Below are 12,610 nucleotides of genomic sequence, written 5' to 3'. Positions count from 1 at the left end.
CATAAAGTAAAACATGTACTGTCCAGTGCGATGAATGAGAGGAGGCCAGTTGTTTTAATCCTCTGCTATCTACTTGTAGTCCATCCCAATAAACGCTTTTTGTACCCGGCTCCAGAACGGAAATGGACGAAATCGTGCGAATTTTACTTTTTGGTCAGGGCTCACCTTGCAGCGAATGGAAAGGACATCATCCCGCTGCAAATAGAGATGGTCTACGGATAACAGCACTTTTTTCTTGGTCTGCGGGTATATATCGCAGCTGTGATGCTTCGGCAAAATCATCGGCGAGCCAAGCGTACGGAATACGCGATTGTTAATCGATGCGATTTCCGCTATTTGAAGAGCCTCAAGCGAGGGGTGAATGAGGGCCCCATTGAGTGCTTTATTGTAGGCGGTACTCCCCGATGGGGTAGAAATGCAGATGCCATCACCGCGAAACATTTCAAACATCTCGTCATTTATATTTAATTGGGCGACCATCGTTTCTGCGATGCCTCTTAACGTGAACTCGTTGAGCGCAAGGTAGCTTTCCATTCCTTCCGCAGTTGTAAAGGTGATCTCCACAAGCGGATATTCAACTATCTGCATGCGGCTTTCTGTCGTTTGATGATACATAAGCTGAGCCAATTCCTCTAGCTCGTCGGGAGTCCAGTCCGCGTAGAAGCCCAAGCGGCCGGTGTGAATCCCTACGAATGCCGTATGCTCCAGCAAGTGCCGGAAACGGTGGAAGGCGTGAAGCATCGTCCCGTCTCCGCCAATCGAGAGTACAATGTCAGGCTTTGTACCATCCAGAACCATACCATAACCTTTGGCTAATTGATGAAATTGTTCAGTTAATCTGAGAGAAATGTCGTCCCCACGGTCTACTACAAAATAATTCAACGGTCATCCCCCTAATCGTTGCAAACCCTTATGTATAAGCTCCTGCAGCAGGAGATTGTTTAGCACATCAGAAAGTATAAGTGTCAATATCGAAACCCGCTTTCTGATTGGCATGAAAAGTTACCGCTAATACCGGGTTATCATCTTCGAATGGGCTTCGTTAGAAGCTTTCTTATCTGTTCTCATCATACCTAATAAGACTAGAGAACACAACTTGGGAAACTAGCGCCTTGCTAGGGGAAATGGGATTCCGTTATTTACTTAGACTTAAACCGAAGCAGCTTCGCTAGGAAAGACCCGGCCAACAGGATCAGGATGAGCAGAATAAAAGCTTTCATATTTCCTTGCAAGCTGTTCAGCCAGTCAAAGGAATAGTTGGGTGCTGAGAAAGGGAGCCAGACTTCTGTGGCGATAGTTAGCGGCTTCCACAATACAACTACGAGCATCGCGGCGAACAAACTGTGGGCCACTCTCGCCAGCAGGAATGGAGTGTAACGGATATTTGTTCTGTACAGCAAGCTGACGATCTGACCGTGTACAGACAGTCCGCCCCATGAAAGGACAATGGCTGCCAGCATGGCTTTGTACATTAGCGGAGTCTGAGCAGAGGCTTCGGCTGCCGCTTTGGCCCCTAAAGTGACCTCAAACAAGCCATTGACTATGGAATCGGTCAAGGGAGCAGGAATGGACAAAAGCGCGAAGAAGCCACCAGCCAATTGCTCTAACCATTGCAGCAGATAAGCCTGCCGGAAAAGCTCCATCACGACCGAAAAAAATACGACTAGACCGCCGATAACAAAAATCATATGCAATGAAGAGGTGACTGCATCGCGAAGCAGCTGGCCAATTGTTCTTCCATCTTTTAATCGTGCTTCATGCATGGCTTGAAACGCCCGCAGGATCAAAGGCGAGGCAGCTGAGGCGGATGCAGATTTAGGTGATGGAGTGGAATTTTTGCTGTGGAATCTCATCATCAAGCCGACAAGTAAAGCACCGCCATAATGAGCTGTTGCGAGAATGACAGCCAGCTGCGTACTGTGAAAAAAGCCAACAGAGACGGCGCCGATTAAAAAAATGGGATCAGAGCTGGTGGTGAAGGCAACAAGCCTTTCACCTTCTTCCCGAGTAACGAGCTTCTGTTCCCACAGCTGGCTGGTCAGCCGGGCCCCCACCGGATAGCCGGAGGCAAAACCCATAGCCATGACGAACCCGCCAATGCCCGGTATTCGAAATAAAGGTCTCATTATCGGATCAAACAAAGCCCCCATAAAATGCACCAACCCGAAACCAAGCATGATCTCCGATACGATGATAAAAGGTAGGAGTGTGGGAAAGAGAATTTCCCACCAAATCGCAATTCCTCTAAGCGAAGCTTCCATAGCGGCAGCCGGAAAAAGCAAGAGCAAAAGGGTAAGAGTTAGAGCGGAAAAAGCCAGCAAGTAAATTTTTATTGAACGTAGCCTAGGCATATATGCGTACCTCCTGCGTAGTCAGGAGATTGTCCCTGCTAACATCAATATATGTGAAAATAGGACTTCCATTCCTTGCAAATGGGTGCTGATCTCTAAAAGCGGTTATGATACAATAGGACTATATCAAATGTCAGGGGGGGAGCGAGGATGGGCATCATAATAACCGCTCTACTCGTATGTGCATTTGTTTATGTTATTAAAGAACATCTGATGAACTCCGCTGAAGATGATGCGGATTGCTGATAAGGAGCTTGCTTAATGATGAGATCATCCGAGCCAGGTACGATTTACGAGGCGATGGGCGGAGCTGAAGCGGTACGCCGTTTGGTGGAAGCTTTCTACCCGAAGGTTCAGCAAAATGAATTGCTTGCTCCCTTGTTCCCAGAAGATATAGAGCCTGTTATGGAGAAGCAGTATATGTTTCTTTCCCAGTTTTTTGGCGGGCCTTCCCTATATTCCGATGCATTCGGCCATCCGATGATGAGAGCAAGACATATGCCGTTTCCGATCACACCCGAACGGGCTAATGCTTGGCTGGGCTGTATGCGGGAAGCGTTGGAGCAAGAAGTGGAGGATCCGGAGCTGCGGAAGGTGATTCTGGAACGGTTGAAGGGCCCGGCGTACCACTTTGTGAACCAGCCATAGGACAAGAATAAGAGTGCGAGTTTCCGTACAGGATTCGCACTCTTTTTTTATGGATAAATGCTATCAATCAGGTGAACTTGCGCAAAGGCCGGTCTGCAAGCAAATAATCGCCATCTGCTTCTATTATGCTGACCTTATTAAAGCAGCAGGGGAATACAAGAAGCTTCTTTTCTCCTGTATTTACATGAGATAAATGTTTTTTCTTGAGGGGCAGCAAAACATGGCTCGCTTCACAAAATGGGCAATCCTGTACATACAGGTCATCGCCAATACTTTCATAGGGCCAGGTGTGGGAGAAGGGGATCATCCGCGGTTCTCTCCGGAATCTTTAGGTTGTTCCATGCTGCTGCTCGGGTGTCCGGCTTCTTTTTCCTGTTGTGCCAGCTCTGCAAGCTTTTGCATTAGAATATGCTGGGGCATGTGCATGAGATTCTCGATTGGGACGTTAAGCTTTTCCGATAATTTAATGGCGGTTTCAGCTGATATTTGCAGTGGTTTCATTGGATCACCCGCATTTTCATTTATTTCTTTCATTATAGGCTTCCCTGGAAAGGATGGCAAACGGATATGAGGAAACGGGGGGTTAGCCAAACCGGTTATTTATGTTTTAATAGAAGTAGTTATTAATCCAGCATTTTGCATAAATCCCAGCTAAGTGTTAAGGAATCGAGGTATAGATCAAAACAGTTTTTCTTTGTCTATATCTGGCTGCCGCATGCGGATGAATTCGATTTAGGCAAAATGCATAATCCTGAAAGTGAGGTGCTTCATGAAAACACCACTACAACCGACATGGGATCTAGATGTTTTGTTTACAGGAGGCAGCGAGTCTGCTGAATTCAAGCAATATCTGGACAATATTAAAGAACAGATTGCGCGCTTTCGCCAGCTTGGCCTTGAGACGAAAGCACCGGCAGCAGTTGAGGAAGCAGCGGAAAGCCTGCGCCCACGGGTGGAGCTTTTGCAGTCTATTTCGATCATGCTTTCGGAAAGCTCGGCGTTTACTTCATGTCTCGCGGCCCAGGACCAAAGAGACAAAAAAGCGGTACAGCTCGGTGCCGTAGTCACTTCGTTAAAAGCCGAATTTCTATCCGCTGTTACCGGACTGGATCAATGGCTGCTGCAAATTCCAGATGCAATCTGGACGGAGCTATTGACGATGGAGGAATGGGCTCCGATTGCATTCGGTTTGGAGGAGCGGAGAAACCAGGCCAAAGAAAAGCTGTCGCCCCAGTTGGAGGCGCTGATTCAGGATCTGTCTGTGGATGGTTATCACGGCTGGAGCCGGGCCTATGACACTGCAGTCAGTCAAGTGCGAATTGTTCATGAGGAAGGCGGCCAGCAGCATGAGCTTTCTGCCGGTCAAGCATTCAATAAACTGCACCAGTCTGACCGGGACAGCCGTCAAGCCTTGTTTGCCAAGTGGGAAGAGGCCTGGCAGGAAAAGGCGGATTTTTGTGCAGACGCCCTTAATCACCTCGCGGGCTTTCGGCTGCAGGTTTACAAGCATAGACAATGGTCTTCGATCCATAAGGAACCGCTAGCTATTAACCGGATGTCGGAAGAGACGTTAACGGCGATGTGGGATGTGATAGAGCGCAACAAAGCTCCGTTCGTAGAGTATCTTCAGCGAAAAGCGGAACGGCTTTCCATAGATCAATTAGAGTGGCATGATGTGGATGCTCCTTCAAGCAAGACCCAAAAAACATACAGCTATGATGAGGCAGCGGCCCTGATCGTTGAGCAGTTTGCCAAGTTCAGTCCGCAAATGGCCGACTTTGCTGTTCACGCCTTTGAAAACAGATGGATTGAAGCGGAGGATCGCGCTAACAAAAGACCCGGCGGCTTCTGTTCATCTTTTCCTGCGAGCGGCCAGACCAGAATCTTTATGACCTATGCAGGGACAGCAGACAATGTTTCGACTTTGGCCCACGAGCTTGGTCATGGATTTCATCAGCATGTAATGAAAGACCTGCCGGCTTTATCGCAGAAATACGCGATGAACGTAGCGGAAACCGCTTCGACTTTTGCCGAGATGATTGTCAGTGAGGCGGCGGTGCGGCAGGCTGCTTCGCCTGATGAAAGGCTGGCTTTGCTGGAGGATAAAATTCAGCGGTCCGTTGCGTTCTTCATGAACATTCATGCACGCTTTTTGTTCGAAACCCGCTTTTACGAAGAAAGGGTGAGAGGACCGCTAAGTGTTGATCGGCTTAATGAGCTTATGATAACTGCGCAGAAGGAAGCGTACTGCAACGCTCTCGGCAGCTATCATCCTCATTTCTGGGCGTCCAAGCTGCATTTTTATATTACCGGCGTTCCATTTTACAATTTTCCTTATACCTTCGGGTATTTGTTTAGCGCAGGCATTTATTCAGCAGCGATTCAGGAAGGGAAGTCGTTTGAGAATCGTTACATTGCCCTGCTTCAAGATACCGGCAGAATGAACGTAGAGGATTTGGCTCACAAGCATCTGGGGGTTGATCTGCGGCAGCCTGAATTTTGGCAGCAGGCTCTGGATTTATCCGTACAGGATGTCAGGCAGTTTCTAGAACTTACGAAATAGAATGTTTTCGAGAGCGCTAATTTGTCTGTATGCAGCTCTGAAGAACATTAACGAAGATCATTAACCCTTTCAGCACCGCACGAGAACTCCAAGCACGTGGTGTGTGGGTGCATAATGTAAGCCTCATAAGCAGCTATTTGAAATACAAGCAGCTATATGAGGCTTAGCGATAAAACATATAAATACGTTAATCAACAAATGAAATTGATTATGACGTTATATTTTGAAAATTTGGATTGTCCGCATAAGCTTGACCACGTTGGAGGTCATCTGTTCTGCCTGCTGCAGCATCTCTTGAACTGCATTAATCTGTTCGTTCATCGAAGCGGATACTTCTTCGGTACCGGCTGCGGATTGCTGGGTGATGGCTGCAATGTTCTCCATCGTTGCAGCGATCCTGCGGGCTCCCGAGAGCATTAACTCGCTTTCTTCGGCAAATGAGGATATGGATTGGCTGATGAAGCGTATGCTGTCCACGATTTCTGTGAATACGGATTCAGTTTGCAAAATAAATTCTTTCTGCATAAGAACGATCTCTTCATTAGTCTGAATATGGTGCAATGCTTGCTGGATCTCCCGGCTGATTCCCTGGACGAGGCCAAACACTTCCTTGGTTGACGCAGTAGATTCCTCGGCTAATTGGCGCACTTCATTGGCGACAACAGCAAAGCCTTGTCCGTGCTCGCCTGCCCGGGCGGCTTCAATAGAAGCGTTCAGCGAAAGCAGGTTGGTCTGCTCGGCGATATCGGATATCGTTCTGGTAATCCGGTTAATTCCTTCCGCTTGCTCCGCTAACTGTGCAATGGCGGTTGAAACCAGGGAGGTTGCTTCAATATTTTTCTGCATGCCGTGATTCTGACTCTCAACCGCGCTCTGACCTTTGGCGATCAGCTCAGCCATTGCCTGGGAACGGGAGTTCATCTCGCGCGAAGCGTCCACGGAACTGGCCATTCTTTGCTCGATTTCGTTAAGCGCTGAGGAAATCCCCGAGATTTCTGCGGAGATCTGATTGGCACCGGAGGCAAGCTCATCGGTGGAAAGCGTCACTTGTCCAAGCACCTGCTTCAGGCTCTGATTCTTGATGTAATTCTCGCGATTTTTGTCTGAAACGGTGCGCGAAATGGTTGTCGTCTCTTGTAAAATTTCCTTGAGCTTGTCGGTCATGCTGTTAAAAGCATGTCCTAACTCACCGACTGCATCGCTGCTATCCACTTTGATACGCTGGGTGAAATCCCCCTTGGTTATGGCTAAGGCGGCTCTAGCCATAGCTTCAATAGGTGCAGTCAGTGATCTCTCTAAAGCTTTAACCGCAGGCAGGGCAGTTAAAGCGATTGCAAGAAGGATCAGCAGATTTAGCCAGATAGCCAGCTTGGAAAGAAGCAGGAGCAGGATGGAGAAGACGCCAATGAGAACGTAAGCTCCGATGAGCAGCTTGGTGCCGAGGGGCATAGAATGAAAACGCTCCATACAGGTAACAGCCTCCTATCTACAAAGAGTGTAAAAATATGTATATAATTGGATTATAGCATTGCAGTGACTAACGGTCTATAAAGAATCTCACAAAAAACAGGTCTAGGGACCTGTTTTCGTTGTTTTTTTGGTTCCATAGACTGAAAAAATGCTTCGCTTGACCGGCAGTATGCCACATGAAAAGAGCAAGTAATTTGTGTTACAGCCTTGTGGGACTTGACGTATTGGACTTTTTTGCAATCCTCACGTTGAGAAATTGAGCGAATTTGGTAATTTTTTGTTGAACTAAGTCGGAGGTCGCAGTATAATGAGTCTAAAGTCTTGCTTAATTTTCTTATTTTTACATAATTTAGCGAGGGAGGGGTTTATTTGATATTAGAACGGGTTCCTCTGGCCAAGCAATTAGATCTAGTTTTTAAGGAAATCAGTGAAGAGTTGATGCATTTATCTTCTGGAGTTGTATTTGTTCAAATTCGTCAAAATACGGTAGGGAAATTCGGAGTCAGGCATTTCCCTGTAGAGAGCCGATCCGGTGTGCTGGAGCCTAAGCAAACAGGCTTATCCAAGGAGCATATTCGAATGTTCACTGAAATGGCGGTGGCTTCTTTGAAACGCAAGCACCACTGGACCCATGGGGAAATTCATTTTGAATTTGCACTCATTCAGAACACCTTGCGCGCCAGCGTCCAGTTCGAATCCAATTATAATATGATTAGAAAAGCCCGATAGTATAAGGGTTTTTTTCAGCGAAAATTCGCATTGCCCACTTTTTGCCCACTAAAGATTAAGTGCTTGGTCTAATTGCTCGGCAAGAGACTCTTGCATATTGGGGAGTACGTGAGTATAAGTGTTCAACGTAGTAGATGTTTTTGCATGGCCCAACCTCTCAGATACCGCCTTCAAACCTTGAGCTAGTCCAAATGGTGGAGGCGACAATAGGTAGGTTGCATGAGTGTGTCTAAGGTCATGAGGCGTTATCATTGGCAGTCCGGTGTTAGAAACGTCCTCTTTCATGATTTGATTGAGTACGGAGTTATACATAATCGGCCCTTTTCTTCCATGTATGATGAGGTTCAATTCATTTGGTTCCTGAGATACTTTTAATTCCCTTAAAAAGTTTACGGTTGTTTGGGGGATTGCGATAGTCCTTCTTGATGCATCGTTTTTTGGAGTTTCTTTAATAAAAATCCCCTTCTCCTTTGTCCACACGGTTGTCCTTTCTACTCGAATCGTTGATTTCCTGAAATTAATATGATCCCATGATAGAGCCGTTATTTCACCTGGTCGCATGCCGGACGTAAGGGCTATTAAATAAAATGGGTAAACTCGGCTAGAGTTACTTTTCTTCAGAAAATACTCAAATTGATCTTTCGTCCAAACTGAGAATTTTTTAACTTTATAAGTTGGTTTACTAACCAATGAAGCGACGTTTTTAACAACGTATCCCCACTCAACAGCTTTATTCAGAGTCTGGTTTAGTAATCGCATAATGTTGATTATAGTGCCTGCACTTAAATTCTTTGCCATGAGACTGTTAATAAAATTTTGAACTTGCATCGGAGTAAGTTTTTGCAATCCTATTTTACCTAAATGCGGCAAAATATGATTCTCCATAATAGCTATTTTGCCTTCATAAGTTTGCAATTCAATCTCGTTTTTCAATACATTATCCAAGTACTTTTTCATGAAGGATTCGACATTCTCTATTTTTGCGGATGCTGACAAATCACCTTTATTGTATTGTGTCAACATTTCAGCTGCAGCTTTCTCTGCTTCCGGCTTAGTTTTGTATCCACTCCCACCCGGTTGATGTCTTTTCCCGGTTGCAGGATCGATTACATTAATTCTAAATTCCCATGTTGCTCCGCAGTTACACTTCTTCTTTTTTTGGCAGGTGCATCCCCGTTTCCTAAAACTAGCCATTTCAACAACCTCCATTCAAACATATGTTCGGTTAATAGGTATATTTAAACAGCCTTGCAGCTGGAAAGCGCAAAAGTTTTAAATTATGAATCGACTCATTTCTTTGGGTACACCGCAGCGGGACAAATACCATTCTAATGGTTCGTCAATGTCTGGATCCTCAGCAGCTGTGAGCAAATGGGTTGCAAACTCGTCAGCCTGGTTCTCATAGCGGCCTAAGGAGAATCCGGTATGCCGGGTAATAAAGTAGTGACTATGGTCTTTATGGAGCCTAAAATGCGCTAGCTCATGTGCGCAAATAAACCGTTGCTCTTCAAATGGCAAGTTACCGTTGATAACGATAATCTTTCGGCGGAGTATCCTGTCCTGATAGCCCTTTACGTTTTCCGGCAAGTCTAGAAACATAATCGTTATGCCCAACTTGCCTGCAATCGTAAAGGGACAACTTGTCCTATATTTTCGATGTAAATTCCTGGCCCGACGCCTTATGTTCAAGTTGTCTCCCCCTAGCCGGCCAGACCGTTGTCATTCCTTGATGTTCTTCTGTCTGGATTTTTTGTAAACCTCTTTATTCTGCCGTTTGGCTTCCCAAAACATTGCTTCTAGCATACCTAACATTTTTGCACGGTCTTCCTCAGAAAACTCAATACCTTTGTAAAACAAGCCTTGGGGATCGGCAAGGTATTTTTCAAGATCACGCTTATCTTTTGTTGTAGCCCATTCAGGTGCGTCACTTGAGGCAAGATGGGGTTCATCGGTACGACCCAGTAGATAGTCTGTGGAAACCTTGAAATAGTCGGCAACTCTTATTAAGTTGGTCCCCTTGGGCGTATTCTTTTTCCAGGAATACAATGTGTTCTTACTCAATTCAAGCTTTTCTTCAAGTTTATTAACCGACATTCCTTGTGCATCACAAAGTTCTTTTAAGCGATCAAAAGCGGTCATCTCAACGATTCCTTTCTTTCGCTTACAAAAAGTTAAAACTAATTTTAATTTATGTGTTGACATTTAAAAGTAGTTTTAATATACTCTAGGTAAGCTATTCGGTTAGCTAAAAAGACAATAAAAAATATAACCTTTACAAATACATTTTCGCGCTGGGGAGCAAAGGAAATGTACTACACAACAGGCTTTTTAAAGTCTTATTTAGCTATGTCTATATATTAAATCTAGATTTAAAAAATGTCAATATTTTTAGCTAACTTTATAGCTTGATTTTACAAACTTTGTAAAAGGAGGTTAAGAGAATGCAGAAATATTCGGATTTCGGTCTGCAAGCACGAAAACTAATGCTTCAAAAAGGAATCACCTTGAAAGACATTGCAGAAAAACTTAATTTGTCCACTCCATACGTTTCCGAGATTCTAAAGGGTACACGAAGGGGCGAGAAGCAGAAGCCTATCATTGCTGAAATGCTTGGCATGGAGAAGGAGGTAGTGAAGTGACTCAACAGCAAATCATCCGAAAGTTACAGGAAGTTAGCAATGGTTTGGAACTTCATATCAGCAAATTGAACAGTAACGAATTGATGAAGAAGGCACTAAGTGAGGATTTAGAACAGTTGAGAAGGGTGACGGAGGATATAAAAACCCGCTCAAATTAAAACGGGTTTTAGGTGGAAATTTTATTCTCTTTTCATTTGAAATGCCTTGGATTTTTCAGAAACATTAAAAACCCAGTTTAGCTCTGAAGTATCTTGAACTTTGAATCCACACTTGAGCATTGCACCTTTAAATGCTCCATTGCCGACATAGCACCCTCCATTTCTTTCAAAAACATGCTTCAGTCCATATGACGTGTGCTTGTTATTGAACGATTCTCTGAAAGTCAAATTTTCTTTGATCCAATTAGTTAAGCGGTCTTGTTCTCCGGGTGTCAAATAATCAAATGCTTCAGGCTGATTATATCGCTCCGTTCCTGTTTCACTCATTCAATGACCTCATTTCTTAGAAAAATATGGTAAGCGTCAATTACCATTTTATCAGATCAAGAGGGAATAGAAAGGAGAAAATTCATGAACAATCTTCCTACTAACCTCACGGTGAAGCAAGTTGCCGATCTAGTAGGCTGGCATCCCAACACGGTTTATAAGCGCTGTACTAGCGGGGAGATCGTAAGTTTTAAGTCTGGCAACAGCCGCCGCATTCGCAAAGAAGCTTACCTAGACTGGATAGCTAGATTAGAACAAGGAGGCCACTCACAATGATCGGCATACACCCGGTACACCGTAAACTTGCTGAGATTGCCTACATGTCTACCGACAAGCACGGCAACTTAATCATTGGCTGGACGGAGCTGCAGCTCATCATGCCGCTGCTACGCCGAAACTTGGAGTTGGTGCGCAGGCTAGACGAGTTAAAGGAGCTGGCCTTCACGGTCCAGTGTGCAGGTCAGGATGAATGGGTGCAGGATATTTGCAAACAAATTGAGGAGTTAGTGGCTGAATTAGCGATTTAGGAGAGGGAGGGTGGAAATCCGATTAAGCAATATTTAGCTGTATCGGCTCGACAATCAGCAGAGTTAGAAGCCATTAAGGCTGAAAGGCCACCGCATTTATTAGTTTCATATTTTTACTTTAGGAACCGATCACTGCTTGACTTCGTTGCTGAGATTGGATATGTGCCGGAATTCTTACTAGATAGTGGAGCATACAGCGCATATACACAAGAGCGAAATATTAGCCTTATCGACTACATGGGTTACATCAATCGCAATGTACACGTCATTCAGAAATATATAACTCTTGACGTAATAGGGAATCCCCGTATCTCTCGTAGGTACTACCAAATCATGCGAGAGGAAGGTTTTAATCCGATACCAGTATTCCACTACGGTAGTGATTTTTCTTATCTTGATTGGTACGAATCCAAAGGGGAGGATTTCATAGCACTGGGCGGTACGGTTCCAATTCAGGATAAGAAGCGAGTAGTTGATTGGATAAATAAATGCATTAATAGAAAGCCTGGAGTTCGCTTTCACGTTTTGGGAACGAACCACAAGCAGATTTTAAATACTTGTACATCTTTAGAGAGTGTAGATTCTTCGACTTGGATTATGGCAGCCGCAAACGGATATCCCAAAACAATTCCCGGACGTGACAGAGAGGCCAAGATAGAACGTGCAAAAGCTAATATCAGGTCTATTGTGGGTACTGGCTCGATTAAATGGGGGAGGTGAACACCAAATGACCATTAATAGAATCGCTCCAGAGCAAGTAAAGGAAGCATATGAAAAAACTGGATTAAAGCCGATGCAAAATGGCTGGTTTGAAATTAGTACCAAATGTGCTTGTGGCCTGTCAGCAGTTCTTGCAGCCGAAAAAGGTATTGAATGGTTGGAAAGTCAGTTTCGTTTGCGTAGGAGTAGGAGTTACATAGCTAGCGAGAGATTAAATCTATTGCCCAGCTATGTAACTGGATTTACTAGTGGTTTTGATGGAGGAGTTTTCTTTCACTCGGAAGGCGGGACGTCCGCGCTAGGCTACGAGGACGGCAAAGCCGCTTGGGAAGCAGTTAAGCATTTAGCAGGGGGAGGTGAAATCTTAAATGAACGTAACCGCTAAGGCTTGGCTTGAATTTACCTTTGACGAACGCATGGTGATACTGCAATACGTCGTATCGGTCAATAAAACGCGAAAAGCCGCCGGCCAGGGCAG

At 45.0% G+C, this 12,610-nt stretch carries 17 protein-coding genes; 8 read left to right on the top strand and 9 right to left on the bottom strand.

The features are described from left to right. Window positions 1-69: 69 nt before the first annotated feature. On the bottom strand, window positions 70-882 hold the full coding sequence (locus PSHG_RS07470; RefSeq protein WP_010271441.1) for an NAD kinase: 813 nt from the start codon (window positions 880-882) through the stop codon (window positions 70-72). 257 nt (window positions 883-1,139) lie between these two features. Further along, window positions 1,140-2,351 (bottom strand): sporulation integral membrane protein YlbJ, encoded by a 1,212-nt coding sequence (gene ylbJ / locus PSHG_RS07465; protein ID WP_010271438.1) that lies wholly within the window; start codon window positions 2,349-2,351, stop codon window positions 1,140-1,142. Between the two features lie 264 nt (window positions 2,352-2,615). On the opposite strand from ylbJ, the gene PSHG_RS07455 reads away from it, so the two are divergent. Further along, a complete protein-coding gene (locus PSHG_RS07455; protein ID WP_010271435.1) occupies window positions 2,616-2,999 on the top strand; it encodes a globin domain-containing protein in 384 nt (127 codons plus the stop codon). A 67-nt stretch (window positions 3,000-3,066) separates the two neighbouring features. Here PSHG_RS07455 and PSHG_RS31405 read toward each other — a convergent pair whose 3' ends face one another. Together PSHG_RS31405 and PSHG_RS07445 are read right to left on the bottom strand one after the other, a co-directional pair. Beyond that, window positions 3,067-3,306, bottom strand: a complete 240-nt coding sequence (locus PSHG_RS31405) for a hypothetical protein (RefSeq protein ID WP_010271433.1) — start codon at window positions 3,304-3,306, stop codon at window positions 3,067-3,069. Beyond that, window positions 3,303-3,500, bottom strand: coding sequence for a YycC family protein (locus PSHG_RS07445; RefSeq protein WP_026021234.1), 198 nt, complete (start codon window positions 3,498-3,500; stop codon window positions 3,303-3,305). The genes PSHG_RS31405 and PSHG_RS07445 overlap by 4 nt, the downstream gene beginning before the upstream one ends. A gap of 268 nt (window positions 3,501-3,768) precedes the next feature. Here PSHG_RS07445 and PSHG_RS07440 point away from each other — a divergent pair, with 268 nt between their 5' ends. Continuing rightward, window positions 3,769-5,562 carry a M3 family oligoendopeptidase gene (locus PSHG_RS07440; RefSeq protein ID WP_010271429.1) on the top strand — a complete coding sequence of 598 codons (1,794 nt, stop codon included), beginning with the start codon at window positions 3,769-3,771 and terminating at the stop codon, window positions 5,560-5,562. A 216-nt stretch (window positions 5,563-5,778) separates the two neighbouring features. Here PSHG_RS07440 and PSHG_RS07435 read toward each other — a convergent pair whose 3' ends face one another. Next, window positions 5,779-7,029 carry a methyl-accepting chemotaxis protein gene (locus PSHG_RS07435; protein WP_010271427.1) on the bottom strand — a complete coding sequence of 417 codons (1,251 nt, stop codon included), beginning with the start codon at window positions 7,027-7,029 and terminating at the stop codon, window positions 5,779-5,781. Between the two features lie 372 nt (window positions 7,030-7,401). Between PSHG_RS07435 and PSHG_RS07430 the strand changes: the two genes are divergently transcribed. Beyond that, window positions 7,402-7,761, top strand: coding sequence for a hypothetical protein (locus tag PSHG_RS07430; protein ID WP_010271425.1), 360 nt, complete (start codon window positions 7,402-7,404; stop codon window positions 7,759-7,761). Window positions 7,762-7,809: 48 nt separating this feature from the next. On the opposite strand, the gene PSHG_RS07425 is transcribed toward PSHG_RS07430, so the two are convergent. The 3 genes from PSHG_RS07425 to PSHG_RS29910 all read right to left on the bottom strand — a co-directional run bounded on the left by PSHG_RS07425 (window position 7,810) and on the right by PSHG_RS29910 (window position 9,900). After that, the gene (locus tag PSHG_RS07425; protein ID WP_010271424.1) at window positions 7,810-8,955 is read right to left on the bottom strand and encodes a site-specific integrase; all 1,146 of its coding nucleotides are present in this window, start codon (window positions 8,953-8,955) and stop codon (window positions 7,810-7,812) included. 78 nt (window positions 8,956-9,033) lie between these two features. Further along, the gene (locus tag PSHG_RS07420; protein ID WP_010271422.1) at window positions 9,034-9,450 is read right to left on the bottom strand and encodes an ImmA/IrrE family metallo-endopeptidase; all 417 of its coding nucleotides are present in this window, start codon (window positions 9,448-9,450) and stop codon (window positions 9,034-9,036) included. Between the two features lie 30 nt (window positions 9,451-9,480). Next, complete coding sequence (locus PSHG_RS29910; protein WP_010271419.1) at window positions 9,481-9,900, bottom strand: helix-turn-helix domain-containing protein; 420 nt, start codon at window positions 9,898-9,900, stop codon at window positions 9,481-9,483. A 302-nt stretch (window positions 9,901-10,202) separates the two neighbouring features. Between PSHG_RS29910 and PSHG_RS07410 the strand changes: the two genes are divergently transcribed. Beyond that, window positions 10,203-10,400: a helix-turn-helix domain-containing protein gene (locus tag PSHG_RS07410; protein ID WP_010271417.1), complete on the top strand. Its 198-nt coding sequence runs from the start codon at window positions 10,203-10,205 to the stop codon at window positions 10,398-10,400. Continuing rightward, window positions 10,397-10,558 (top strand): hypothetical protein, encoded by a 162-nt coding sequence (locus tag PSHG_RS30440; protein WP_157213432.1) that lies wholly within the window; start codon window positions 10,397-10,399, stop codon window positions 10,556-10,558. Before PSHG_RS07410 ends, PSHG_RS30440 begins: the two co-directional genes overlap by 4 nt. A gap of 21 nt (window positions 10,559-10,579) precedes the next feature. On the opposite strand, the gene PSHG_RS07400 is transcribed toward PSHG_RS30440, so the two are convergent. After that, entirely contained in the window at window positions 10,580-10,885 is a 306-nt protein-coding gene (locus PSHG_RS07400) for a hypothetical protein (RefSeq protein WP_010271415.1), read from the bottom strand. An 84-nt stretch (window positions 10,886-10,969) separates the two neighbouring features. Here PSHG_RS07400 and PSHG_RS07395 point away from each other — a divergent pair, with 84 nt between their 5' ends. The 3 genes from PSHG_RS07395 to PSHG_RS07380 all read left to right on the top strand — a co-directional run bounded on the left by PSHG_RS07395 (window position 10,970) and on the right by PSHG_RS07380 (window position 12,517). Further along, window positions 10,970-11,161: a helix-turn-helix domain-containing protein gene (locus PSHG_RS07395; protein WP_010271413.1), complete on the top strand. Its 192-nt coding sequence runs from the start codon at window positions 10,970-10,972 to the stop codon at window positions 11,159-11,161. Further along, entirely contained in the window at window positions 11,158-11,412 is a 255-nt protein-coding gene (locus PSHG_RS07390) for a DUF7667 family protein (RefSeq protein ID WP_010271412.1), read from the top strand. The genes PSHG_RS07395 and PSHG_RS07390 overlap by 4 nt, the downstream gene beginning before the upstream one ends. 727 nt (window positions 11,413-12,139) lie before the next feature. Then, window positions 12,140-12,517, top strand: a complete 378-nt coding sequence (locus PSHG_RS07380; RefSeq protein WP_010271408.1) for a hypothetical protein — start codon at window positions 12,140-12,142, stop codon at window positions 12,515-12,517. Window positions 12,518-12,610: the final 93 nt, after the last annotated feature.

The sequence above is a fragment of the Paenibacillus senegalensis JC66 genome (assembly GCF_000285515.1).
GTDB classification, from domain to species: domain Bacteria; phylum Bacillota; class Bacilli; order Paenibacillales; family NBRC-103111; genus Paenibacillus_L; species Paenibacillus_L senegalensis.
This window is presented reverse-complemented; position numbering and strand designations above follow the sequence as displayed.

Bases quoted from the DNA above. Each gene is read 5' to 3' on its own strand.
- PSHG_RS31405 (WP_010271433.1), bottom strand. From the start codon at position 3,306: ATGATCCCCTTCTCCCACACCTGGCCCTATGAAAGTATTGGCGATGAC.
- ylbJ (WP_010271438.1), bottom strand. From the start codon at position 2,351: ATGCCTAGGCTACGTTCAATAAAAATTTACTTGCTGGCTTTTTCCGCT.
- PSHG_RS07440 (WP_010271429.1), top strand. From the start codon at position 3,769: ATGAAAACACCACTACAACCGACATGGGATCTAGATGTTTTGTTTACA.
- PSHG_RS07425 (WP_010271424.1), bottom strand. From the start codon at position 8,955: ATGGCTAGTTTTAGGAAACGGGGATGCACCTGCCAAAAAAAGAAGAAG.
- PSHG_RS07395 (WP_010271413.1), top strand. From the start codon at position 10,970: ATGAACAATCTTCCTACTAACCTCACGGTGAAGCAAGTTGCCGATCTA.
- PSHG_RS07455 (WP_010271435.1), top strand. From the start codon at position 2,616: ATGAGATCATCCGAGCCAGGTACGATTTACGAGGCGATGGGCGGAGCT.
- PSHG_RS07445 (WP_026021234.1), bottom strand. From the start codon at position 3,500: ATGAAACCACTGCAAATATCAGCTGAAACCGCCATTAAATTATCGGAA.
- PSHG_RS07400 (WP_010271415.1), bottom strand. From the start codon at position 10,885: ATGAGTGAAACAGGAACGGAGCGATATAATCAGCCTGAAGCATTTGAT.
- PSHG_RS07380 (WP_010271408.1), top strand. From the start codon at position 12,140: ATGACCATTAATAGAATCGCTCCAGAGCAAGTAAAGGAAGCATATGAA.
- PSHG_RS07390 (WP_010271412.1), top strand. From the start codon at position 11,158: ATGATCGGCATACACCCGGTACACCGTAAACTTGCTGAGATTGCCTAC.
- PSHG_RS07410 (WP_010271417.1), top strand. From the start codon at position 10,203: ATGCAGAAATATTCGGATTTCGGTCTGCAAGCACGAAAACTAATGCTT.
- PSHG_RS07435 (WP_010271427.1), bottom strand. From the start codon at position 7,029: ATGGAGCGTTTTCATTCTATGCCCCTCGGCACCAAGCTGCTCATCGGA.
- PSHG_RS29910 (WP_010271419.1), bottom strand. From the start codon at position 9,900: ATGACCGCTTTTGATCGCTTAAAAGAACTTTGTGATGCACAAGGAATG.